General features: G+C 69.0%; 24 protein-coding genes. 13 read left to right on the top strand and 11 right to left on the bottom strand.

Annotated elements, in window-relative coordinates; genetic code table 11:
- The first annotated feature begins 10 nt into the window (after positions 1-10).
- The 13 genes from F573_RS0103365 to F573_RS0103425 all read left to right on the top strand — a co-directional run bounded on the left by F573_RS0103365 (position 11) and on the right by F573_RS0103425 (position 9369).
- A complete protein-coding gene (locus tag F573_RS0103365; RefSeq protein ID WP_019021454.1) occupies positions 11-985 on the top strand; it encodes a calcium/sodium antiporter in 975 nt (324 codons plus the stop codon).
- Positions 976-1953 (top strand): KpsF/GutQ family sugar-phosphate isomerase, encoded by a 978-nt coding sequence (locus F573_RS0103370; RefSeq protein WP_019021455.1) that lies wholly within the window; start codon positions 976-978, stop codon positions 1951-1953. Before F573_RS0103365 ends, F573_RS0103370 begins: the two co-directional genes overlap by 10 nt.
- Complete coding sequence (locus tag F573_RS0103375; RefSeq protein WP_019021456.1) at positions 1953-2489, top strand: HAD family hydrolase; 537 nt, start codon at positions 1953-1955, stop codon at positions 2487-2489. Before F573_RS0103370 ends, F573_RS0103375 begins: the two co-directional genes overlap by 1 nt.
- Positions 2486-3064 (top strand): LPS export ABC transporter periplasmic protein LptC, encoded by a 579-nt coding sequence (gene lptC / locus F573_RS0103380; protein WP_019021457.1) that lies wholly within the window; start codon positions 2486-2488, stop codon positions 3062-3064. Before F573_RS0103375 ends, lptC begins: the two co-directional genes overlap by 4 nt.
- Positions 3061-3603: a lipopolysaccharide transport periplasmic protein LptA gene (gene lptA, locus F573_RS0103385; protein WP_019021458.1), complete on the top strand. Its 543-nt coding sequence runs from the start codon at positions 3061-3063 to the stop codon at positions 3601-3603. Before lptC ends, lptA begins: the two co-directional genes overlap by 4 nt.
- A complete protein-coding gene (gene lptB / locus F573_RS0103390) occupies positions 3600-4340 on the top strand; it encodes an LPS export ABC transporter ATP-binding protein (protein WP_019021459.1) in 741 nt (246 codons plus the stop codon). Before lptA ends, lptB begins: the two co-directional genes overlap by 4 nt.
- An 84-nt stretch (positions 4341-4424) precedes the next feature.
- Entirely contained in the window at positions 4425-5948 is a 1524-nt protein-coding gene (locus F573_RS0103395) for an RNA polymerase factor sigma-54 (protein WP_019021460.1), read from the top strand.
- Positions 5949-5951: 3 nt separating this feature from the next.
- Positions 5952-6290 carry a ribosome hibernation-promoting factor, HPF/YfiA family gene (gene hpf / locus F573_RS0103400; RefSeq protein WP_018869833.1) on the top strand — a complete coding sequence of 113 codons (339 nt, stop codon included), beginning with the start codon at positions 5952-5954 and terminating at the stop codon, positions 6288-6290.
- A 4-nt stretch (positions 6291-6294) separates the two neighbouring features.
- On the top strand, positions 6295-6759 hold the full coding sequence (locus tag F573_RS0103405; protein WP_019021461.1) for a PTS sugar transporter subunit IIA: 465 nt from the start codon (positions 6295-6297) through the stop codon (positions 6757-6759).
- Positions 6760-6761: 2 nt separating this feature from the next.
- A complete protein-coding gene (gene hprK / locus F573_RS0103410) occupies positions 6762-7802 on the top strand; it encodes an HPr(Ser) kinase/phosphatase (RefSeq protein WP_019021462.1) in 1041 nt (346 codons plus the stop codon).
- Positions 7803-7807: 5 nt separating this feature from the next.
- A complete protein-coding gene (rapZ, locus tag F573_RS0103415) occupies positions 7808-8695 on the top strand; it encodes an RNase adapter RapZ (RefSeq protein WP_019021463.1) in 888 nt (295 codons plus the stop codon).
- A 4-nt stretch (positions 8696-8699) separates the two neighbouring features.
- Positions 8700-9125, top strand: a complete 426-nt coding sequence (locus F573_RS0103420; protein WP_018869829.1) for a PTS sugar transporter subunit IIA — start codon at positions 8700-8702, stop codon at positions 9123-9125.
- Positions 9097-9369, top strand: a complete 273-nt coding sequence (locus F573_RS0103425) for an HPr family phosphocarrier protein (RefSeq protein ID WP_019021464.1) — start codon at positions 9097-9099, stop codon at positions 9367-9369. Before F573_RS0103420 ends, F573_RS0103425 begins: the two co-directional genes overlap by 29 nt.
- Before the next feature lie 3 nt (positions 9370-9372).
- Here F573_RS0103425 and F573_RS0103430 read toward each other — a convergent pair whose 3' ends face one another.
- The 11 genes from F573_RS0103430 to aceF form a co-directional block, all read right to left on the bottom strand.
- The gene (locus F573_RS0103430) at positions 9373-10305 is read right to left on the bottom strand and encodes an AEC family transporter (protein ID WP_019021465.1); all 933 of its coding nucleotides are present in this window, start codon (positions 10303-10305) and stop codon (positions 9373-9375) included.
- Positions 10306-10408: 103 nt separating this feature from the next.
- Positions 10409-10801: a thioredoxin gene (gene trxA, locus F573_RS0103435; protein ID WP_018869826.1), complete on the bottom strand. Its 393-nt coding sequence runs from the start codon at positions 10799-10801 to the stop codon at positions 10409-10411.
- Between the two features lie 56 nt (positions 10802-10857).
- Entirely contained in the window at positions 10858-11460 is a 603-nt protein-coding gene (locus F573_RS0103440) for an LON peptidase substrate-binding domain-containing protein (protein ID WP_019021466.1), read from the bottom strand.
- On the bottom strand, positions 11457-12092 hold the full coding sequence (locus tag F573_RS0103445; protein ID WP_018869824.1) for a flavin prenyltransferase UbiX: 636 nt from the start codon (positions 12090-12092) through the stop codon (positions 11457-11459). Before F573_RS0103445 ends, F573_RS0103440 begins: the two co-directional genes overlap by 4 nt.
- A complete protein-coding gene (gene mpl, locus F573_RS0103450) occupies positions 12089-13489 on the bottom strand; it encodes a UDP-N-acetylmuramate:L-alanyl-gamma-D-glutamyl-meso-diaminopimelate ligase (protein ID WP_019021467.1) in 1401 nt (466 codons plus the stop codon). The genes F573_RS0103445 and mpl overlap by 4 nt, the downstream gene beginning before the upstream one ends.
- The gene (locus F573_RS0103455) at positions 13486-14004 is read right to left on the bottom strand and encodes a hypothetical protein (protein WP_019021468.1); all 519 of its coding nucleotides are present in this window, start codon (positions 14002-14004) and stop codon (positions 13486-13488) included. Before F573_RS0103455 ends, mpl begins: the two co-directional genes overlap by 4 nt.
- Positions 14001-14768 (bottom strand): VacJ family lipoprotein, encoded by a 768-nt coding sequence (locus tag F573_RS0103460; RefSeq protein ID WP_019021469.1) that lies wholly within the window; start codon positions 14766-14768, stop codon positions 14001-14003. The genes F573_RS0103455 and F573_RS0103460 overlap by 4 nt, the downstream gene beginning before the upstream one ends.
- Positions 14769-14811: 43 nt before the next feature.
- Positions 14812-16035: an argininosuccinate synthase gene (locus F573_RS0103465; RefSeq protein ID WP_019021470.1), complete on the bottom strand. Its 1224-nt coding sequence runs from the start codon at positions 16033-16035 to the stop codon at positions 14812-14814.
- Positions 16036-16121: 86 nt separating this feature from the next.
- Positions 16122-17114: an OmpA family protein gene (locus F573_RS0103470; protein WP_019021471.1), complete on the bottom strand. Its 993-nt coding sequence runs from the start codon at positions 17112-17114 to the stop codon at positions 16122-16124.
- Between the two features lie 30 nt (positions 17115-17144).
- Positions 17145-18926, bottom strand: coding sequence for a dihydrolipoyl dehydrogenase (gene lpdA / locus F573_RS0103475; protein ID WP_019021472.1), 1782 nt, complete (start codon positions 18924-18926; stop codon positions 17145-17147).
- Between the two features lie 16 nt (positions 18927-18942).
- Positions 18943-20307 (bottom strand): dihydrolipoyllysine-residue acetyltransferase, encoded by a 1365-nt coding sequence (gene aceF / locus F573_RS0103480; protein WP_019021473.1) that lies wholly within the window; start codon positions 20305-20307, stop codon positions 18943-18945.
- Between the last annotated feature and the right edge of the window lie 4 nt (positions 20308-20311).

Genomic DNA, 20311 nt, shown 5'->3' on the forward strand with positions numbered 1-20311 from the left:
CGGACCGCGCATGCTGCTGCCGCTGCTCGCCGTCGTCGGTGGTCTCGTACTGCTCGCCGCCAGTGCCGATCGCTTCGTGTTCGGCGCCGCCGGCCTGGCGCGCGGGCTCGGGGTCTCGCCGGTGCTGATCGGCCTTACCGTAGTCGCCTTCGGCACTTCGGCCCCGGAGATCATCGTCTCGCTGCTGGCCAGCCTGCAGGGGGCGCCGGGGCTGGCGGTGGGCAACGCGATCGGCTCGAACATCGCCAACCTGGGACTGGTACTCGGGCTGGCCGCCCTGATCGCCCCGATCATCGCCGGTCACGGGCTGGTACGACGCGAACTGCCACTGTTGCTGCTGGCCACGCTCGGCGTGCTGTTGCTGCTGCTGGACGGCCGGCTGGCGCGGGCGGAAGGGGTGATCATGCTGGCCGGCCTGATCGCGGTCGTGGTCTGGATGATCCGCGCGGCCCGCCACCCCGGCACGCCCCCGGAGTCCGACCCCGGGCTGACCCCGCGCCCGCCGGCGGCCACGCCCGGCGGTCTCCCGGCGGCCCTGGGGTGGCTCGCCGGCGGTCTGGTGGCGTTGCTGGCGAGCAGCCAGGCGCTGGTCTGGGGGGCGGTCGAGATCGCCACCGCCCTGGGAGCCGGCGAACTGCTGATCGGCCTGACCCTGGTCGCGATCGGCACCAGTCTGCCGGAGCTGGCCACCACCGTGGCCAGCGCGCTGCGGCGCGAAACCGGCATGGCCCTCGGCAACGTCGTCGGCTCCAATCTGTTCAACCTGCTGGCGGTGCTGGCGGTACCCGCCGTGATCGCGCCACTGGCGGTGGAACCCGCAGTGCTGACCCGTGACTATCCGGTGATGCTGGCCCTGACCGTGGCGGTGCTGCTGGCCGCCCGCTTCGGCGCCGGCCGCATCACCCGCTGGCACGGGGCCCTTCTCCTGCTGGCCTTCAGCGGCTACCTTGTGACTCTCGCAATCACGGCACCGGCATGGATCTGAACCCCGAAACCACCCGCAAGCTCGCCCTCGCGGTCCTCGAGAACGAAGCCGATGCGGTGCGCGGCCTCGCCGCGCGCATCGACGACGCCTTCCTCGCGGCCTGCCGCCACATCCTCGACTGCCGCGGGCGCGTGGTGGTCACTGGCATGGGCAAGTCCGGCCACATCGGCAGCAAGCTGGCGGCCACCCTCGCCTCCACCGGCACGCCGGCGTTCTTCGTGCACCCCGGGGAGGCCAGCCACGGCGATCTCGGCATGATCACCCGCGACGACGTGGTGATCGCGCTGTCGAACTCCGGCGAGACCGACGAGCTCCTGACCATCCTGCCGCTGATCCGGCGCCTCGACGTCCCGCTGATCGCGATGACCGGCAATCCCGGTTCGCGCCTGGGCACCGATGCCAGCGTCCATCTGGACGTCAGCGTGGAACGCGAGGCCTGCCCGCTGGGACTGGCCCCCACCTCCAGCACCACCGCGGCCCTGGCGATGAGCGATGCCCTGGCGGTGGCGGTGCTGGATGCGCGCGGCTTCACCGCCGACGATTTCGCCCGTTCGCACCCCGGCGGGCGCCTCGGGCGGCGCCTGCTGATCCACGTCGGCGACATCATGCATACCGGCGAGGCGATCCCGCGCATCGCGCCCGAAGCGCCGCTGAAGGACGCGCTGTTCGAGATCACCCGCAAGGGACTGGGACTGGTGATCGTCAGCGACGCCGACGCGCGAATCCTGGGGGTCTTCACCGACGGCGACCTGCGCCGCACCCTGGACCGGGGCGAGAGCCTGGAGACGCTGACCATTGGCGAGGTGATGACCCGGGGCGGGCACACCGCCCGCGCCGACTGGCTGGCCGCGGAGGCCCTGGAGGTGATGGAAAGCCGCCGCATCAACGCCCTCCCGGTCGCCGATGCGGACGGCCGGCTGCAGGGGGTGATCAACATGCACGACCTGCTGCGCGCGGGGGTCGCCTGATGCATGACGACATCGATCTCGCCGGCCTGCAGCGCGGCACCCGACTGCTGATCCTGGACGTCGACGGCGTGCTGACCGACGGCGCGCTGTTCCTCGGCGACGGTGGCGAACAGTACAAGGCCTTCCACAGCCGCGACGGCCACGGCCTGCGCATGGCCATGGACGAAGGCCTGGAGGTCGCGATCCTGACCGGGCGGCAGTCGGCGGTCGTCGAACATCGCCTGCAGGATCTGGGCATCCGCCACTGCATCCAGGGCCGGCGGGACAAGGGGGAGGCACTGGCACAGCTGCTGCAGCAGACCGGGCACCGCGCCGACGTGGCCGCGTTCGTCGGCGACGACGTGGTCGATCTGCCGGCGATGCGACGGGTTGGCCTGGGCATCGCGGTCGGCGACGCCCATCCGTTCGTGCGCCAGCACGCGCAATGGGTCACCACGGCCGGTGGCGGGCGCGGCGCGGTCCGCGAAGTCTGCGAGGACCTGCTGGCCGCGCGCGGCCGCCTTGAGGCCGTGCTCGAAAGCTACCTGCACGCATGACCCCGGATCCGCGCCGCACCCCGCTCGCCGCCCGGCTGCTGGCCGCCGGATGCCTGCTCGCCGGGCCGGCAGCGGCCGAGCCGCCCGCCGAACCCGCGGCCGACGCGGAACCTACGCTGCAGATCGAGGGGTTTACCGCGCATGTCACCGGCGAGGACGGGCGGCCCACCCACCGCCTGCAGGGGTCGCGGCTGCGCGAATACGACCGGGATGCGGTCCAGTTCATCGATGACCCGGAGCTGGATCTGCTGGACCAACGGGGCCTGAACTGGACCTGGCGCGCCCCGCGCGCGGCACATCAGCCCGATCGCGAACTGCTGCATACCTTCGGCCACACCCGCGGCCTGCGCCCCGAACGCGACGCGCGCGTACGCACGGTGATCGAGTCGCGCGACGTGCGCGTGGCGCTGGACACCCGGCTGACGACCTCGTCGGCCCCGAGCACCCTGGAACAGCCGGGACTGTTCCAGAGGGGTACCGGCCTGCGCGCCGACCCGCAAGCGGATACCATTGAGCTGCTCGCCGAGGTCTACACGCTGTACAGCGACCTGCCGCAGGAGGACCGCCCGGAATGAACCCGGCCACAACCGAACATCGCCGCGCGGGCATCCGCCGACCGGCCCCGCTGCTTGCCGTGGCGGGCATACTCGCACTGTTCCTGGCGGCCCCGCCGGCGACCGGCCGCGAGGATGCCCTGCCGGTGGAGATCACCGCGGACCACGCCGAGATGGACGAACGCGCGGGCACCGGAACCTACACCGGCGACGTGATCGTGGTGCGCGGCGATGCCACGCTGGAAGCGGACCGCGTGATCGTGCACATGCGCGAGCGCCGCCCCTACGAGATCGAGGCCCACGGCGAGCCCGCACGCCTGGAGTCGCCCGATCCCGAGACCGGCGAGACGCGCATCGCCGAAGGGCTGCGCATCGACTATTTCCTCGACGAGGAACGCGTGATCCTGACCGAACGGGCACGCGTCATCACCGCCGCCGAGGATGCCCGCGGGCAGCGCATCACCTACGATCTCGAACGCGACGTGATCCGCGCCGAACGCGGCGACACCGACGACGAGCGCGTGCACATCCGCCTGCAGCCACGCGAGGACAATCCATGACCCCCGCGGCCGACGGCCATCTGGTCGCCCGCGAGCTGAGCAAGCGCTATGGCCAGCGTACCGTGCTGGACGCGATGGATGTGGACCTGGTGCCCGGCGAAGTGGTCGGCCTGCTGGGACCCAACGGAGCCGGCAAGACCACCTGCTTCTACAGCCTGGTCGGACTGATCCGGCCCAATACCGGGCGCATCACCCTGGGCGGGCGCGACATCACCCGGGCGCCCATCCACGAACGCGCCCGCGCCGGGCTGGGCTATCTCCCGCAGGAGGCATCGATCTTTCGCCGCCTGTCGGTCCAGGACAACCTGCAGGCGGTGCTGGAACTGCGCCCGGAACTCGACCGCCACGAGCGCCGCCGCATCGGCGACGCCCTGATCGAGGAATTCCAGCTGGAGACCGTGCGCCACAGCCCCGGGATCGCGCTGTCCGGAGGCGAGCGGCGGCGCGCCGAGATCGCCCGCGCGCTGGCCGGCGATCCGCGGTTCATCTGTCTGGACGAACCGTTTGCCGGGGTCGATCCGATCTCGGTCGGCGAGATCCAGGAAGTCATCCGCCACCTGGCCGAACGCGGCATCGGCGTACTAATCTCGGATCACAACGTACGCGAGACCCTGGGCATCTGCCATCGCGCGTACATCCTCAGCGAGGGGCGCCTGCTGAGCGCGGGCACGCCGGACGAACTGCTGGCCGACACCCGCGTGCGCGAGGTCTACCTCGGCGAAAACTTCCGCCTGTGACACCGACCGCCGCACCCGGACGGTGCACAAGCCCGCAGCAAGGGATTACTATTCACTTATGGTGACCAACGCCTTTCCCAACTCATGCTGAAGCCCGGGCTGAATCTGCAGCTCGGTCAGACGCTGACCATGACGCCGCAGCTGCAGCAGGCCATCCGGCTGCTGCAGCTGTCCACGCTGGAGCTCCAGGCCGAGATCCAGCAGGCGCTGGAAAGCAATCCCATGCTGGAACAGGCCGAGGATGACGAACTCGGTGCCGACGCGGGGGACACCGACAGCGACGCGAACACCGACGACGGCGAGAGCGGCAGCGACAACGCCGGCACCGGCGAAACGGTGGATGCCGGCGGCTCGGAGGACGTCATCCCCGACGAGCTGGTGACCGACAGCCGCTGGGAAGACATCTACGACGCCAGCGCCAGCCCGCGCGGTCTGGACGACCGCGACCCGCTGGAGAACACCTCGGACGACGACGGCGGCGGCGGGCTGCAGGATCACCTGCTGTGGCAGCTGCATCTGTCGCACCTGACCCCGCGCGACCAGCGCATCGGCGCCGCCCTGATCGACACCATCAACGGCGACGGCTACCTCGAGGGTGACGTCGAGACCCTGGCCGAGACCATCAGCCGGAGTGAAGACCCCCCCGTCGACACCGACGAGGTCGAGGCCGTACGCCACTGGTTGCAGCACTGCGACCCGCTGGGGGTCGGTTCGCTGGATCTGCGCGAGTGCCTGGAGGTCCAGCTGGGCGAGCTGGCGCCGGACGCCCCCTCGCGCGAGGCGGCGCGCGCGCTCCTGGAACACGGCATGGACGCCCTTGCCCGGCGTGACTACAAGGCCCTGCAGCGCCAGAGCGGCGTACGCGATGGCAACGAACTGGCCGCGGCGCTGGACCTGATCCGCACGCTCAACCCGCGCCCCGGCGCCCAGATCAGCGAGACACCGCCGGAATACGTGGTCCCGGATGTCTACGTGCGTCATACCGACCGGGGCTGGCAGGTCGACCTGAATCCCGAGATCGCCCCGCGCATTCGCATCAACGACCTCTACGCCGGCATGGTCCGCCAGGTCTCCGATGCCCGCGACAGCGCCTTCATGCGCGATCAGCTGCAGGAGGCGCGATGGTTCATCAAGAGCCTGCACAGCCGCAACGACACCCTGCTGCGCGTGGCGCGCGCGATCGTCGAACGCCAGCAGGGGTTCCTGGAACACGGCGAGGTGGCGATGCAGCCGCTGATCCTGCGCGACATCGCCGAAGCCCTGGAGATGCACGAGTCCACGATCTCGCGGGTGACCACGCAGAAATACATGCACACCCCCCGCGGGGTGTTCGAATTCAAGTATTTCTTCTCCAGTCACGTGGGCACCAGCGACGGCGGGGAATGCTCCGCGACCGCGATTCGTGCCATGATCCGCGAACTCATCGAAGAGGAAACGCCGGGCAAACCGCTCAGCGATTCCCGCCTCGCCCAGATCCTGGCGGATCGGGGCATCAACGTGGCCCGGCGTACCGTGGCCAAATACCGGGAGGGCATGAACCTGCCATCCTCCAGCGAGCGCCGCCAGATGGCCGCCATGCCGACCGGAAGCAAACCGAAAGGAGCCTGACCCATGCAGATCAATCTCACCGGACACCACGTCGACATCACCGACGCCCTGCGCGACTACGTCAACGAGAAATTCCAGAAGCTGGAACGCCACTTCGACAAGGTGATCGACGTGCACGTGGTGCTGAACCACGAGAAGACGCAGAAGCTGCACAACAAGGCGGAAGCGAATCTGCAGGTCAGCGGCAACCACATCCACGCCGAGGCCAGCCACGATGACATGTACGCCGCCATCGACGGCCTGATCGACAAGGTCGACCGCCAGCTGATCAAGCACAAGGAGAAGGTCAAGGATCATCATCGCGCCGAGGGCGCCCAGCGCAACCGCGAACAACCCGAGTAAGCCGATGAATCCGGCCGAGCTCATCACCCCGGAGCGCATCGGACTGGAAACCGACTGCTCCAGCAAGAAACGAGCGCTGGAAACCCTCGCCGATCTGCTGGTGGACGGGGCCGCGGACGGACTGGCGGCCAGTGCCGCGTTCGAAGCCATGTCGGCCCGCGAAAAACTGGGCTCCACCGGGCTCGGCCATGGCGTGGCGATCCCGCACGGCCGTCTCGCCGAGCTGGATACGCCCCGCATCGCGGTCCTGCGTCTGGATCAGGGCGTGGATTTCGAAGCCATGGACCACGAACCGGTGGACATCCTGATCGCCCTGCTGGTGCCGGAAGAGGCCACCAGCGAACACCTGGACCTGCTGGCCCAGCTCGCGCGCGGGCTGTCGCAGCCGGACACCCTCGCCGGCATCCGGCGCGCCGCGGACAGCACGGGGGTCCAGCAGGCCCTCAGCCGGGCGCTGGGAGACACCTGACCATGGCCGACCGGGCGGAAGCGGCAGCCGACGGCACCGCGAGCAACATCACCATCGCCGCGCTCACGCGGGCGATGGGGAGCCGTCTGGACCTGCGCTACGTCCACGGAGAGGAGGCCGCGGGCGACCGCGAACTCCTGGGATTCGGGGATGGCGACCTGCCGCTGGCCGGCCACCTGAACCTGATCCGCCCCAACCGCATCCAGGTCATCGGCGACTACGAGGCCCGCTACATCGCCGGCCTGTCCGACGAGCAGCGTGACCACCTGGTGCTGGAAATGGCCCGCACCGGTACTACCATGGTGATCTTCGCCGAGGACACCTGCCCGTTCCCGCGCATGCCGCAGACAGGTGACGACCCCCTGCCGGTGATCCTGTGCACACGCACATCCTCGCACGAAGTCATCGCGCTGCTGCGCTATTTCCTGCAGCAGCGCCTCGCCCATTTCGAGGTGCGCCACGGGGTGTTCATGGAGATCCTCGGGATCGGTGTACTGATCTCGGGGGCCTCCAGCGTCGGCAAGAGCGAGGTCGCACTCGAGCTGATCTCGCGTGGCCACCGGCTGATCGCCGATGATGCCCCCGAGTTCGCGCGCATTGCCCCGGATATCGTGCGCGGACACTGCCCCGCCCTGCTCCAGGACCTGCTCGAGGTGCGCGGCCTGGGCGTGCTCAACATCCGCGCGATGTACGGCGACTCGGCGATCAAGGGCGGCAAGTATCTGCGCCTGATCATCGATCTGCGCGATCACAACGAGCCCTCGCCGGTGCCGGACGATCGCCTGAACGGGCGCCGCGGCGAGAGCGAGATCCTCGGCCTGCGCATCCCGCTGATCAGCCTGCCGGTGGCGCCGGGGCGCAACATCGCGGTCATGATCGAGGCCGCGGTCCGCAATCACCTGCTGCACATGCAGGGCTACATCGCCGGGGACGACCTGCGCGCCCGCCAGCGGCGCCAGATGGGCGAGGATCAGCAGGAGGAATCCATCTTCCACATCGGCGGGCCCAGCACCACGGTCCCCAACCCCGATCCCGAGGGCTGACCGACATGCGTCTGCTGCTGGTCAGTGGTCTGTCGGGTTCCGGCAAGACCGTCGCCCTGCATACCCTGGAGGACGCCGGCTACTTCTGTGTCGACAACCTGCCGCTGCCGATGCTGCCGGAACTGGTGGAGAAGGTCCGCAGCGGCCATTACGACACCGGCGGTGACCGCCATCTGGCCGTGGGCGTGGACGTCCGTTCGGGCCTCGACGCCCTCAGCGGATTCGGTCAACTGCTGGGCGAGCTGCGTGGATCGGGCCTGGAGGTCGAGGTGCTGTTCCTCAATGCCTCCGACGAGGTCCTGCTGCGTCGCTACCACCTGACCCGCAGACGCCATCCGCTGGCACGCGATGGCATCCCGCTGGTGGAAGCGATCGGCATGGAACGGACCTGGCTGGGGCACGTGGCGGTAGAAGCCGACCTGACCGTGGACACCAGCCGGCTGTCGATGCACGACCTCGCGCGCACGCTCCGGGCCCGGGTCGGCAGCCGCGAGACCGCCGGCCTGTCGCTGCTGTTCCAGTCCTTCGGCTTCAAGCACGGCTCGCCGCTGGATTCCGATTTCGTGTTCGACGTGCGCTGTCTGCCCAACCCCTACTACGAGCGCGAACTGGCGCCACTGACCGGGCTGGATCCGGCGGTAGCGCATTTCCTCGACAGCCATGGCGAGGTCGGGGCGATGTTCGACTCCATCCACGGCTTTCTCGACACCTGGATCCCGCGGCTGGTGGCGGACCATCGCAGCTATGCCACGGTCTCCATCGGCTGTACCGGCGGGCGCCACCGCTCGGTCTACCTTGTGGAACGGCTGGCGGCTGCGTGGCGCGAACGGGAACATGTTACTGTTAGCACCCGTCATCGCGAGCTCGATTCTCTCTCCCCTGAAACGGAGTAGTTCCATGGGCGTCGGTCTGATCCTGATCACGCATCAAAACCTGGGCGATACACTCCTGCAGACCGCGCAGAGCATGCTGGGAGACCTGCCCGAGGACTGCGAGTCCATGGCGATGTCGCAAAGCGACGATCCGGACGATATCCAGGCGCAGGCGCGCGCCCGCATGGAGACCCTCGACAGCGGTGCCGGTGTGCTGGTCCTGACCGACATGTTCGGCTCCACGCCGGCCAACGTGGCCAGCCGCGTGGCGCGCGGACACAACGCGCGCGTGATCGCGGGCGTCAACCTGCCGATGCTCGTCCGCGTACTCAACTACCGCCATCTGCCCCTGAGCGAACTGGTCAACAAGGCGCTGTCCGGGGGCCATGACGGAATCCTTCTCTGCGACCAGGAATCCAGCGATGCCGCAGCGCGCAGTTCCCATCGTTAACCGGCTGGGCATGCATGCCCGGGCCGCCGCGAAGTTCGTCAGCCTCGCCAGTCAGTACACCGCCGATGTCACCGTCGCCCGCAACGATCAGGAAGTGAACGGCAAGAGCATCATGGGGGTGATGATGCTGGCCGCCGCCCAGGGCTCGGAGATCACCATCCGGACCGACGGCGCGGAGGATGCCGAGGCGGCGCTGGATGCCCTGACCGAGCTGGTCGCGGACCGCTTCGGCGAGGAATCCTGAGGCTCATCCCCCCAGAAGACCGCCGGCCAGGGCGAACCACAGCGGCAGGGTAACCAGCGAAAGGGCCGTGGTCAGGGTTACCGCGGCCGCGTACAGCCCCGTATCCAGCCCGAAGCGGTCACAGAACACCAGCCCCAGCACCATCGCCGGCATGGCCGCCTCCAGCACCGTTCCGGTCGCGGGGATCCCCTCCATCCCCAGCAGCCACACCAGCCCCAGCGCCACCGCCGGTGCCAGCAGCAGCTGGATCCCCACAACGACCGCCAGCGGCCGCGCGTCGCGCCCGTGAAAGCGGTGGAACACCAGTGCCAGGCCCAGCGCGAACAGCATCAGCGGCGACACCGAATCCGCCAGCAGTCCCAGCCACTCCTCCAGCCAGACCGTCTGCGGCACCCCGCCCAGGTTCAGGGTGACACCGGCGAGGGCGGCCCAGATCGACGGCACCGACAACAGGCCACGCAACGGATGCACCGCCGGCATGCGACCGTCGCCGTAACGGCGCGCGAGAACCACGCCCAGGGTCAGCACCAGCGGCAGGCAGGCGAACAGGTCGTACTGGATGGCCACCGCGCGCCCCGCCTCGCCGAACAGACTGTCGAGGATCGGCAGGCCCAGATAGGTCGCGTTGGGCCAGGCAGCGGCCAGCAGCATCGCGCCCACCGCGGCGCGGTCGGCAGTGCATGCTCGGCACGCACCGGCGGTAACGGCCAGGGTGATCAGGACCGTCGCCCCGGCGACCAGGGCGATGCGGACCGAGTCCAGACCCAGCGGTGCGGTCCACAGGACCTGCAGCACCAGCGCGGGCAGCAGCAGGTAATAGACGAGCGTGGTGAGGACCCGGCGGGTGGTTTCGGCATCCAGACCGCCGGGCTGCAGGATCCGCCAGCCGACCCCGGCAACGATCAGGGCCCCCATCTGGGTCATCACGCTGAACACGGGGGGAGGGACCTCGTCGGCTTGTCAGGGTCGGTTCGAGTGGCGGACGGAGCGGCCCGGGAACGGGCCGCGGGAGCTCAGGTTATTGCGGCAGGTGCCGGACTCAGGCGTTGCCGCCGGCCTGCTGCTCCTGTTCCTGCTGCTGCTTTTCGATGTCGGCGCGCACGGCCTCCATGTCCAGCTCGCGCACCTTGCCCAGCACCTCGTCCAGCTGCGCCGCGGACAGCACGCCGGGCTGCGAGAACACGATGACCTGCTCGCGGAAGATCATCAGGGTCGGGATGGACCGGATCTGGAAGGCCCCGGCGATGCCCTGCTCCTCGTCGGTGTTGACCTTGGCGAAGACGACGTCGTCGTGCTTGTTCGAGGCTTCCTCGAAGGTCGGCGCGAACTGCTGGCACGGGCCGCACCACGGCGCCCAGAAATCCAGGATGACGATGTCATTCCCGGTGATGGTGGATTCGAAGTTGTCCTGCGTGAGTTCCTGAACGGCCATGATCGGCTCCGGCTTGAAATTACGGCCCTTTACCTTAACAGGCCGCCCGGATGCTGTCAGGGAGACGACTGCGCGAGCATGGCCGCCCGCAGACGCTCGAGACGATCGATCGGATCATCGGATTCGAGCAGCGACTGTTTGATCCCGAGATCCACCGGCAGCAGCTCGGCAAGCCGCCCGGCCACCCAGGCCGAATCATCCAGGTGCCGTTCGAGGTGCGACCAGGGCGTGCCCAGCTGATCCAGCAGACGCTCCAGCAGATCGGCCAGCGATGCATAGTCCACCGGCAGGCTGACCGCCGGCCATTCGTCCAGCGGCTCCACCTCGCCCAGCCACAGTCCGTCATCTCCGCGCCGCGGGTTGTGGATCTGCTGGCGCTGCGCCCCCTTGGCGAGGATCCCCAGCAGACCGTCGGAGCGCTGGTCCCAGTCGATGATGCGCGCCTCGGTGCCCACTGCATGGAACCCCACCGTCGGATCCGATTCGTCCGGCGGCTCTTCGCCCTCGGCGGGCGGCTCGATCGCCACCACCACGAAGCCGCTGTCGTCGCGCAGGCAGCCACGCACCATGTCGAGATAGCGCGTTTCGAAGATCCGCAACGGCAGCAGACCACCCGGGAACAGTACGGTGTTCAGCGGAAACAGCGGAAGCGTCTTCATTCGGGGCCGTCCTCTCCGGCTTGGCCATGCCCGGCCCCCCAGCGGGGACCCAGTGCGTGCTCGATCTGCAGGTGATCCAGGACCCGCGCCACCATGAAATCGATCAGGTCCTGCAGACCTTCGGGGCGATGGTAGAACGCCGGATTGGCCGGCATCACCACGGCGCCCATGCGGGTCAGGCGCAGCATGTTCTCCAGATGGATCTCGGAGAACGGGGTCTCGCGCACCACCAGGATCAGGCGGCGGCGCTCCTTCAGGACCACGTCGGCGGCGCGTTCGATCAACCCGCGCGAGGCCCCGGTCGCCACCGCCGAGACCGTGGCCGTGGTACAGGGGCACACGACCATGGACTCGGGGGCCGCCGAGCCGCTGGCCACCGGGGCGGTCCACTGATCCGGGCCGTAACACTGGATCTGACCCGGCGCGGCAGCGTAGCGTTCACTGAAGAACCGGGCGATCTCCGCCGGCCGCCCGGGCACGCCGAGGTCGGTCTCCATCCCGAGCACCACCTGCCCCGGCTTCGACACCATCAGATGCACTTCGACCCCGGCCTGCACCAGACACTCCAGCAGGCGCAGGCCATAGGGAGCCCCCGACGCGCCGGTCAGGGCCAGGGCGATGCGCCGACTCATGACCGCTCCTCCCGCAGGCGGTCGATCAGGCGCTGATGCAGCCCGCCAAAACCGCCGTTGCTCATGATCACCAGGGTGTCGCCGGGTCGCAGGCCGTCCAGCAGCCCCTGCAGCAGCTCATCCACCGACGCCGCCACCGTCAGGCGTTCTTCCAGGCGGGTGCGCAGCGGACCGATGGCCCAGTCCAGGTCGGGTGGCCGGTACAGGTGCACGCCGTCGGCGCGATCCAGGGCATCGCCCAGCGCACCCGCGTGCACCCCCATGCGCATGGTGTTGGACCGGGGCTCCAGCGCCACCAGCAGGCGCCCGCCCTCGTCCAGTCCGCCGCGCAGACCCTCGAGGGTCATGCGGATGGCGGTGGGGTGATGGGCGAAGTCATCCAGGACCCGGACCCCGGCGATCTCCGCGCGCAGTTCCTGGCGTCGACGGACCCCGCGAAACTCCGGCAGCGCCGCGAGCCCGGTGGTCAGCGGCACGCCGGCGTGGCGGGCCGCGGCCAGCGCCGCCAGGGCATTGGCCTGGTTGTGCCGACCGCACATCGACCATTCAACGCGACCACACGGCTGTTCGTTTTCCAGGACCTCGAAGCAGCGCCCGTCGGCAGACAGCGAGCGAGCGCTCAGCGCGACCGGCGAGTCTGCGGGGCCATCCTCGCCGGTCGCGAGCCGCTCCACCGGTGTCCAGCAGCCGGACTCCAGCACGCGTTCCAGCGCGGCGTCCCCGGCGGGCATCAGGATCTTGCCCTGGCCCGGCACGGTGCGCACCAGATGATGAAACTGACGCTCGATCGCCTGCAGATCCGGGTAGATGTCGGCGTGATCGTACTCGAGGTTGTTCAGCACCAGGGTCCGTGGTCGGTAATGGACGAACTTGGCGCGCTTGTCGAAGAACGCACTGTCGTATTCGTCCGCCTCGATCACGAAGAACGGCGAATCGCCGAGACGCGCGCTCACGCCGAAGTTGCCGGGGACCCCGCCGATCAGGAACCCCGGCGCCATGCCGGCGTATTCCAGGATCCAGGCCAGCAGCGAGCTGGTGGTGGTCTTGCCGTGGGTCCCCGCGACCGCCAGCACCCAGCGGTCGTGCAGCACGTGCTCCGCCAGCCACTGGGGACCGGAGGTGTACGCCTGCCCGCGGTCCAGCATCGCTTCCACCGCGGGCGTGCCACGGGTCATCACGTTGCCCACCACCACCGGGACGTCCTCGGGCAGGGCTTCGGCCTCGTAACCCGCGTGGTAAGGGATGCCCGCGGCCGCCAGCTGCTCGCTCATGGGGGGATAAAGCGTCTGCGCGTCGGCCCCGCTCACGCGATAGCCGCGGGCGCGCGCCAGCTGCGCCAGCCCGCCCATAAAGGTCCCGCCGATCCCGAGGATGTGCAGATCGGCGGAGCGGTTCATGCCGTCACCGCCCCGGCCACGCCCTGGGTGATCACCGACGAGATCAGGACGAACCCCAGCGCGATCACGACCCCCGCCATGCGGTTCGACAGTTCGAGGGCCTGGTGCAGGATATGGCCATACACGAACAGCAACCAGCCCAGCAGGAGCAACATGCCCAGTACCGCCAGCGGCGGGGCCTCCCCGGCCTCCGGATCAATCGGAGCGACCAGCGTCAGCAACGCCATCAGCAGCCCGAGGATCGCCCCGGTACCCACCATCGCGGTAAAGGTCTGCACCTGGCGCCCGACAAAGCCCTGAAACCGCAGTGCCAGGGCCACGAAGCCGAACAGCACCGCCACATCCACCAGATTCATGACCAGGGCCGCAGTCGCGCCATACATCGGCACGCCGATGGCCAGCCCCACGGCCACCGCGACCCCGATCCAGAACACCGCGAGCGCGGGATCCGCCGGCAGGTCCTGCGGTCCGCGGCGGGCGCGCAGGATGTCCAGCATGACCAGCAGGCCGTTCACTCCCCGGCCTCCATGGCTTCCAGAGCCTCAAGCTCGTCCAGCATCTCCTCGGCCTGCTCGTCGGCCTGGGCGCCACCGGTGAGGAAATCGCGCCGCTGCAGATACGCCCTGCGCATGGCGATGTAGGGGTCATCGGAAAGCTGGTCGATCATGGCCTCGGTGTCGATCAGCCCCGCACGCATGTCGACCACGTCCACCACCACCAGGCCGACCCACAGCGGCGTGCGATCGCGCCGGACGCTGCGGACGTTGCGCGGATCGGTCTGACTGTCGACCAGGCGGGCGGGCGCATCCCGCGCGGTGCTGGGCCCCAGCAGCGGCAGCTGCAGATAGGGCCCGGACGGCACGCCCCAGGCACCGAGGGTCTGGCCGAAATCCTCGTTGTTCTTGTCCAGTCCCATCGGCGAGGCGACGTCGATCAGGCCGGCCAGACCGAACGTGGTGTTGAACATCAGCCGGCTGGTATCCGAGGCCGCGGCGTGCAGCTTGCCCTGCAACAGGTTGTTGAACAGGACCGTCACGTCGTTGAGGTTGGAGAAGAAATTACCGACGCCCGTCTGCACCGGGTCGGGCAGGCGGCGGTACTGCACGGCCGTGGGCCTGAGGATCGCCTGGTCCACCTCCTGGTTGAAGGCGAACATCGCGCGGTTGTAGGACTCCCAGGGATCATCCGGATGGCGGTCCTCGGACGGTACGCTGGCGCAGCCGGCCAGGCCGAGCAGCAGACCGAGCGCCAGCCCGGGCACGACCAGCCACCGCAGCATGCCCCGCGCCGACCCTCGCGGACGCCCCGGGAAGCCCATGACCTCAGGTCCCGCTGCGGTTGCGGCTGGCCGCGATCCGCAGGCGCAGCGCGTTGAGCCGGATAAAGCCTTCGGCGTCCTTCTGGTCGTACGCGCCGGCGTCGTCCTCGAAGGTCGCGATGGACTCGTCGAACAGGCTGTCCGGCGACTGGCGACCGGCCACCATCACGTTGCCCTTGTACAGGCGCAGGCGCACCTCGCCGTTGACCACGCCCTGGGACTCGTCGATCGCCGCCTGCAGCATGCGCCGTTCGGGGCTCCACCAGTAGCCGTTGTAGATGATGCTGGCGTAGCGCGGCATCAGCTCGTCCTTCAGGTGGGCGGCCTCGCGATCCAGGGTGATCGACTCCAGCGCGCGGCGCGCACGCAGCAGGATGGTACCGCCCGGGGTCTCGTAGCAGCCGCGCGACTTCATGCCGACATAACGGTTCTCGACGATATCCAGCCGACCGATGCCATGGGCCCCGCCGCGCTCGTTCAGCTTCGACAGCAGCGCGGCCGGCGAGAGTTGCTTGCCGTTGATGGAGACCGGATCACCGTTCTCGAAACCGATGGTGAGGACCTCGGGCTCGTTCGGCGCGGCCTCGGGCGACACCGACCAGCGCCACATGTCCTCCTCGGAGTCGGTCCACGGATCCTCCAGCGGACCGCCCTCGTAGGAGATGTGCAGCAGGTTGGCGTCCATCGAGTACGGGGACTTCTTGCCGGCCTGGGCATAGTCCACCGGAATGCCGTGCTGTTCGGCGTACGCCATCAGGCGCTCGCGCGAATTGAGGTCCCATTCGCGCCACGGAGCGATCACCTCGATCCCCGGCTTGAGCGCGTAGGCCCCGAGCTCGAAGCGCACCTGATCGTTGCCCTTGCCGGTCGCGCCATGGGCGATCGCGTCGGCGCCGGTCTCCTCGGCGATCTCCACCAGCCGCCGCGCGATCAGCGGTCGGGCGATGGAGGTCCCCAGCAGGTACTCGCCCTCGTAGACCGTGTTGGCGCGGAACATCGGGAAGACATAGTCGCGCACGAAGATCTCGCGCAGGTCCTCGATGTAGATCTGCTTCACCCCCAGGGCCTCGGCCTTGGCGCGGGCCGGTTCGACCTCCTCGCCCTGGCCCAGGTCGGCAGTGAATGTGATGACCTCGCAGCCGTACTGCTCCTCCAGCCACTTGAGGATGACCGAGGTATCCAGACCGCCGGAATAGGCGAGGACGACGCGCTTGATGTTCGAACTCATGGGCATGCAATCCTTGGGAAAGACACTGAATCAATGTTTACGCCGGCCAGTCGGCCGGGCCTATCAAGCCATGGCGGCGGGTACGGCTACCAGGCCGTACCGTCCCCGGGTTCCACCGGCTGCGGAGCGGCCGGGTCATCCCGTGCGGGGTCGGCGTCACCGGCAGCCTCCGGTGCCGGATCCTCACCCGGAGCCCCGGAGCCGCTGCTGTCGCGCTCGCCCACCCACCAGATCTCGGCGCGACGGGCATCGCGTGACTCGTCCTCGACCCCGGGAGCGACGCCCCCGGCCTCGATTTCGATGTCGGCTTCGCCCAGGCCGGACTCGCCAAGCGCGTCACGCACGGTTTCGGCCCTCTGCTGGCTGATTCGCCGGTTCACTCTGTCCGGGCCTTCGGCATCGGTCAAGCCGATCACCCGCAAACGCGGTCCTTCGACCCCGTCCAGGGCCGCCACCACCCGGTCCAGCGTCGCCCGGGCCTCACCGTCCAGAGCCGTGCGCCCGGAATCAAAATAGACCACCCAGCGCTCGCGTGCCGTTCCGTCACCGGCCTCCGGGGCCCCTTCGGCCATACCCTGCTCCGCCTGACAGATGCGGAATCCCTCGACCCGGCGGCCGAAACGGATGCCACGGAAATGCACGATGTCCTCGCCGTCGGGGAACCCGATGCGCACATCATGGCCGGCGAGCAAACGGGCCTTGAGGGCCTGCACGCGTTCGTCCGACACACGGAAGCGGTCGTCCGGGCCCGCCCGCAGCATCAGCGACAATGGCGCCGGGCCGTCGCCGGGCAGCCATTCCGGTGCCCCGGTTTCCAGCGGCGCCTGCGAGCGCCCGGACATGGGATAGGGCGGATCCCAGAACGCGCGGACCGCCAGACCGGGACGGGTCTCGAACTGCAGCGAACCGCCGTGGCGCACCCGCTGTTCCAGGCGGCACAGGTCGTCGATCTCGACGCGGGTCCAGTCCGAGCGCTCGAGCGTCTCCTGATACAGCGTGCCGCCCGGCGCCGGAGCGGCCAGCAGGACCAGCGCGGCGCCGGTCAGCCAGGCCGCCAGCCGCCCGGCGACCCGCGGCAACCCCGGACGTGACTCGCGGCGCACCCGCCTCTAACCCTTCTTCGGCGGCAGGATATCGGTGATCGAGCCGTGCGCGGCCTCGGCGGCAAAGGCCACCGTCTCGCTGAGCGTCGGATGCGGATGCACGGTCAGGCCGATATCTTCCATCTCCGCGCCCATCTCCAGCGCCAGCATCGCCTCGCCGATCAGATCACCGGCGGAGGGCCCCACCAGACCCGCGCCGATCACCCGGCCCTCGGCATCGAACAGCAGCTTGGTCATGCCGTCCTCGGCGCCCAGCGCGATGGCCCGGCCGGAGGCGGCCCAGGGGAACACACCCTTGGTATATTCGATGCCGTCGGCCTGCGCCTGCTCCTCGGTCACCCCCATCCACGCGACCTCCGGGTGGGTATAGGCCACCGACGGGATCGCGCGCGCGTCGAAATGCACCTTGTGCCCGGCGATCACCTCGGCCGCGACCTTGCCCTCGTGGGTCGCCTTGTGCGCCAGCATCGGCTGGCCGACCACGTCGCCGATGGCGAAGATGTGCTCGACATTGGTGCGCTGCTGGCTGTCGACCTCGATGAAGCCGCGCTCGCTGACCTGCACCCCGGCGGCCTCGGCGTTGATCTTCGCACCGTTCGGGCTGCGCCCCACGGCGACCAGCACGCGGTCGAAGGTGCCCTCTTCCGGCAGACCCTTGGCCTCGCCCTCGAAACGGCAGACGATGCCCTGCTCGGTGGCCTCGGCCCCGGTCACTTTGCTCTTGAGGAAGATGTTCTCGAAGCGCTTCTTCGCGCGCTTCTCGAACGGGCGCACGATGTCGCGGTCCGCCCCCGGCATCAGGGTATCGGACAGTTCCACCACCGTGACCTTCGTGCCCAGCGACTCGTACACGCAGGCCATCTCCAGGCCGATGATGCCGCCGCCGACCACCAGCATGCGCTCGGGGATGTCGGCCAGATCCAGCGCATCGGTGGAGTCCATCACCCGGTCGTCGTCCCAGGGGAAGCCGGGCAGTTTCACCGCCTGCGAGCCGACGGAGATGATCGCGTGCTCGAAACCGATCACCTCGCGGCCATCATCCCCCTCGACCGCGATGCTGTGGGCCCCGGTGAATTCGCCGACGCCCTGCACCACGCGCACCTTGCGCTGCTTGGCCAGCTGCTTCAGGCCACCGGTCAGCTTCTTGACCGTCTTGTCCTTGTAGCCGCGCAGGCCGTCGAGGTCGATCTCCGGTTCGCCGAACTTGATGCCCAGCGCGGCGAAGCGCTCGGCCTCGTGCAGCACCTCGCCGGCGTGCAGCAGCGCCTTGGACGGGATGCAGCCGACGTTCAGGCAGACCCCGCCGATCTGCGGATAGCGCTCGACCATCACCACATCCAGGCCCAGGTCCGCGGCGCGGAACGCGGCGGTGTAGCCGCCGGGGCCGGAGCCCAGCACCAGCACCTGGCACTGGCTGTCGGTGTTCGGGTCGGCCGCGGCCTGCGGCGCCGGGGTGGAGGACGCCCCGGCCGCGCCGGCGGGTTCCGCGGACGCCGCCTCGGTATCCTCCGCCCGGGCGGACGAAGCCTCGCTGTTCCCGGCCTCCGCACCGGCCTCCAGTTCCAGGATCGGATCCCCCTGAGACACCCGCTGGCCGGTCTTTACGTGCACGGATTTGACCGTACCCGCCTGCGGTGCCGGGACATCGATGGTCGCCTTGTCCGATTCGAGCGTGATCAGCGGGTCTTCCGGGGCGATGGTGCTGCCCGGCTGGACCAGGACCTCGATGATCTCGACATCCTTGAAATCGCCGATATCCGGGACTTCGACGGTGGTGGTCTGACTCATGACAAAGCTCCGGTGATTACAGCAGCATGCGCCGCATGTCGGACAGCAGCGCGCTCAGCGTGGTGGTGAAGCGGGCGCCCAGGGCCCCGTCGATCACCCGGTGGTCGTAGGACAGGGCCATCGGCAGCACCAGACGCGGCTCGAATTCCTCGCCGTTCCAGACCGGCTGCATCGAAGCCTTCGACACCCCGAGGATGGCGACCTCCGGGGCATTGACGATGGGCGTGAACTGGGTACCGCCAATGCCGCCGAGGCTGGAGATGGTCAGGCAGCCGCCCTGCATGTCGGCGGGCTTGAGTTTCTTCTCGCGCGCCCGCTTCGACAGGTCCATCAGTTCGGAGGCGATATCCACCAGACTCTTGCGGTCCACGTCACGCACGACCGGAACCACCAGACCATCCGGCGTATCCACGGCCACGCCCAGGTGGTAGTACTGCTTGATCACCAGGTTCTCGCCGGTCGCGTCCAGCGAGGCATTGAAGCGCGGGTATTCCTTGAGCGCGGAGACCACCGCCTTCATCAGGAACGGCAGGAAAGTGATCTTGATCCCCTGCTTCTCGTATTCGGCCTTCAGCGACTTGCGGAAGTCCTCCAGCTCGGTGATGTCGGCCTCGTCGAACTGCGTCACGTGCGGAACGGTAACCCAGTTGCGATGCAGGTTCTGGCCGGTGAGCCGGTTGATCTTCGACAGCGGCTGGGTCTCGATCGGACCGAACTCGGAGAAGTCGATCTCCGGCATGGGTTCGACCCCCAGTCCGGAACCGGCGGGCTGGCTGAGCGCGCGCTTGACGAAGGCCTGCACGTCCTCGCGCAGGATGCGCCCCTTGCGACCGCTCCCCTCGACCTTGGACAGGTCCACACCCAGCTCGCGCGCGAACTTGCGCACCACGGGCGAGGCATGGGCGCGACGGAACGCAGACTCGTTCTCGATATGGGCGGTGGGCGATGGCCGCGGGCCACCCTGGCCGCCCTGCCCGCCGGTACCACCCGAGTCGCCGGCCGATGCCCTGGCCGGCGCGGACCCGGTATCCGGCGCGCTGGCCGCTGCCGCGGGTGCCGATTCTTCGCCTCCGGCGGAGGCGGCCGGCTCGGCGGCGGCCTCCGCCGGAGCTTCCGCGGCACCACTGGCGGCAGCCTCGTCCGCGGGGGCCAGTTCGAGGATCGCATCCCCCTGCGAGACGCGGTCCCCGGCCTTGACCTTCATGCCCTGCACGGTACCGCCCTGCGGTGCCGGGATCTCGATGGAGGCCTTGTCCGACTCCAGGGTGATCAGCGGGTCCTCGGGCGCCACGGTGTCACCCGGCTTGACCAGTACCTCGATGATCTCGACGTCCTTGAAGTCACCGATATCGGGGACTTCAACCGTAATCGTGTCGCTCATGTCT

It is taken from the genome of Thioalkalivibrio sp. ALE23 (assembly GCF_000378545.1).
In the GTDB taxonomy this organism is placed as follows: Bacteria; Pseudomonadota; Gammaproteobacteria; order Ectothiorhodospirales; family Ectothiorhodospiraceae; genus Thioalkalivibrio.

What these genes read in the sequence shown, in the direction of transcription:
- F573_RS0103465 (WP_019021470.1), bottom strand. Translation starts at nt 16,035, where the DNA reads ATGAGTTCGAACATCAAGCGCGTCGTCCTCGCCTATTCCGGCGGTCTG.
- F573_RS0103365 (WP_019021454.1), top strand. Translation starts at nt 11, where the DNA reads ATGCTGCTGCCGCTGCTCGCCGTCGTCGGTGGTCTCGTACTGCTCGCC.
- F573_RS0103395 (WP_019021460.1), top strand. Translation starts at nt 4,425, where the DNA reads ATGCTGAAGCCCGGGCTGAATCTGCAGCTCGGTCAGACGCTGACCATG.
- lptC (WP_019021457.1), top strand. Translation starts at nt 2,486, where the DNA reads ATGACCCCGGATCCGCGCCGCACCCCGCTCGCCGCCCGGCTGCTGGCC.
- lptA (WP_019021458.1), top strand. Translation starts at nt 3,061, where the DNA reads ATGAACCCGGCCACAACCGAACATCGCCGCGCGGGCATCCGCCGACCG.
- F573_RS0103370 (WP_019021455.1), top strand. Translation starts at nt 976, where the DNA reads ATGGATCTGAACCCCGAAACCACCCGCAAGCTCGCCCTCGCGGTCCTC.
- hpf (WP_018869833.1), top strand. Translation starts at nt 5,952, where the DNA reads ATGCAGATCAATCTCACCGGACACCACGTCGACATCACCGACGCCCTG.
- F573_RS0103425 (WP_019021464.1), top strand. Translation starts at nt 9,097, where the DNA reads ATGCCGCAGCGCGCAGTTCCCATCGTTAACCGGCTGGGCATGCATGCC.
- mpl (WP_019021467.1), bottom strand. Translation starts at nt 13,489, where the DNA reads ATGAACCGCTCCGCCGATCTGCACATCCTCGGGATCGGCGGGACCTTT.
- F573_RS0103375 (WP_019021456.1), top strand. Translation starts at nt 1,953, where the DNA reads ATGCATGACGACATCGATCTCGCCGGCCTGCAGCGCGGCACCCGACTG.
- lptB (WP_019021459.1), top strand. Translation starts at nt 3,600, where the DNA reads ATGACCCCCGCGGCCGACGGCCATCTGGTCGCCCGCGAGCTGAGCAAG.
- lpdA (WP_019021472.1), bottom strand. Translation starts at nt 18,926, where the DNA reads ATGAGTCAGACCACCACCGTCGAAGTCCCGGATATCGGCGATTTCAAG.
- F573_RS0103460 (WP_019021469.1), bottom strand. Translation starts at nt 14,768, where the DNA reads ATGCTGCGGTGGCTGGTCGTGCCCGGGCTGGCGCTCGGTCTGCTGCTC.
- hprK (WP_019021462.1), top strand. Translation starts at nt 6,762, where the DNA reads ATGGCCGACCGGGCGGAAGCGGCAGCCGACGGCACCGCGAGCAACATC.
- F573_RS0103445 (WP_018869824.1), bottom strand. Translation starts at nt 12,092, where the DNA reads ATGAGTCGGCGCATCGCCCTGGCCCTGACCGGCGCGTCGGGGGCTCCC.
- aceF (WP_019021473.1), bottom strand. Translation starts at nt 20,307, where the DNA reads ATGAGCGACACGATTACGGTTGAAGTCCCCGATATCGGTGACTTCAAG.
- trxA (WP_018869826.1), bottom strand. Translation starts at nt 10,801, where the DNA reads ATGGCCGTTCAGGAACTCACGCAGGACAACTTCGAATCCACCATCACC.
- F573_RS0103440 (WP_019021466.1), bottom strand. Translation starts at nt 11,460, where the DNA reads ATGAAGACGCTTCCGCTGTTTCCGCTGAACACCGTACTGTTCCCGGGT.
- rapZ (WP_019021463.1), top strand. Translation starts at nt 7,808, where the DNA reads ATGCGTCTGCTGCTGGTCAGTGGTCTGTCGGGTTCCGGCAAGACCGTC.
- F573_RS0103405 (WP_019021461.1), top strand. Translation starts at nt 6,295, where the DNA reads ATGAATCCGGCCGAGCTCATCACCCCGGAGCGCATCGGACTGGAAACC.
- F573_RS0103420 (WP_018869829.1), top strand. Translation starts at nt 8,700, where the DNA reads ATGGGCGTCGGTCTGATCCTGATCACGCATCAAAACCTGGGCGATACA.